This window comes from Methylibium rhizosphaerae, from assembly GCF_006386545.1.
GTDB classification, from domain to species: Bacteria; Pseudomonadota; Gammaproteobacteria; order Burkholderiales; family Burkholderiaceae_C; genus Pseudorivibacter; species Pseudorivibacter rhizosphaerae.
The window spans coordinates 1-1,192 of record NZ_SWAR01000134.1; the positions used below are offsets into that span (position 1 = coordinate 1).

General features: G+C 66.0%; 1 protein-coding gene. It reads left to right on the top strand.

The features are described 5' to 3' along the window. Positions 1-3: 3 nt before the first annotated feature. The coding region (gene tuf, locus E8D38_RS27785) for an elongation factor Tu (protein ID WP_140637522.1) at positions 4-1,192 on the top strand (1,189 nt) is incomplete at its 3' end.

Genomic DNA, 1,192 nt, shown 5'->3' on the forward strand with positions numbered 1-1,192 from the left:
GAAATGGCAAAAGGCAAGTTTGAGCGCACGAAGCCGCACGTGAACGTGGGCACGATCGGGCACGTGGACCATGGCAAGACGACGCTGACGGCGGCGATCACGACGGTGCTGTCGACGAAGTTCGGCGGCGAGGCGAAGGCGTACGACCAGATCGACGCGGCGCCGGAAGAAAAGGCGCGCGGCATCACGATCAACACGGCGCACGTGGAATACGAGACGGCCAACCGGCACTACGCGCACGTGGACTGCCCGGGTCACGCCGACTACGTGAAGAACATGATCACCGGTGCCGCCCAGATGGACGGCGCCATTCTGGTGTGCTCGGCCGCCGACGGCCCGATGCCGCAGACGCGCGAGCACATCCTGCTGGCGCGCCAGGTGGGCGTGCCCTACATCATCGTCTTCCTGAACAAGTGCGACATGGTCGACGACGCCGAGCTGCTGGAGCTCGTCGAGATGGAGGTGCGTGAACTGCTGAGCAAGTACGACTTCCCCGGCGACGACACCCCGATCATCAAGGGCTCGGCCAAGCTGGCGCTCGAAGGCGACAAGGGCGACCTGGGCGAGGCGGCGATCATGCGCCTGGCCGACGCGCTGGACACCTACATCCCGACGCCCGAGCGCGCCATCGACGGCGCGTTCCTGATGCCGGTGGAAGACGTGTTCTCGATCTCCGGCCGCGGCACGGTGGTGACCGGTCGCGTGGAGCGCGGCATCGTCAAGGTCGGCGAGGAAATCGAGATCGTGGGCATCCGCGCGACGCAGAAGACCACCTGCACGGGCGTGGAGATGTTCCGCAAGCTGCTCGACCAGGGCCAGGCCGGCGACAACGTGGGCATCCTGCTGCGCGGCACCAAGCGTGAAGAAGTCGAGCGCGGCCAGGTGCTGTGCAAGCCCGGCTCGATCAAGCCGCACACGCACTTCACGGCCGAGGTGTACGTGCTGAGCAAGGAAGAAGGCGGCCGTCACACGCCGTTCTTCAACAACTACCGCCCGCAGTTCTACTTCCGCACCACCGACGTCACCGGCGCCATCGAGCTGCCCAAGGACAAGGAGATGGTGATGCCCGGTGACAACGTGACCATCACGGTCAAGCTGATCGCCCCGATCGCCATGGAAGAAGGCCTGCGCTTCGCCATCCGCGAAGGCGGCCGCACCGTCGGCGCCGGCGTCGTCGCCAAGATCGTCGAGT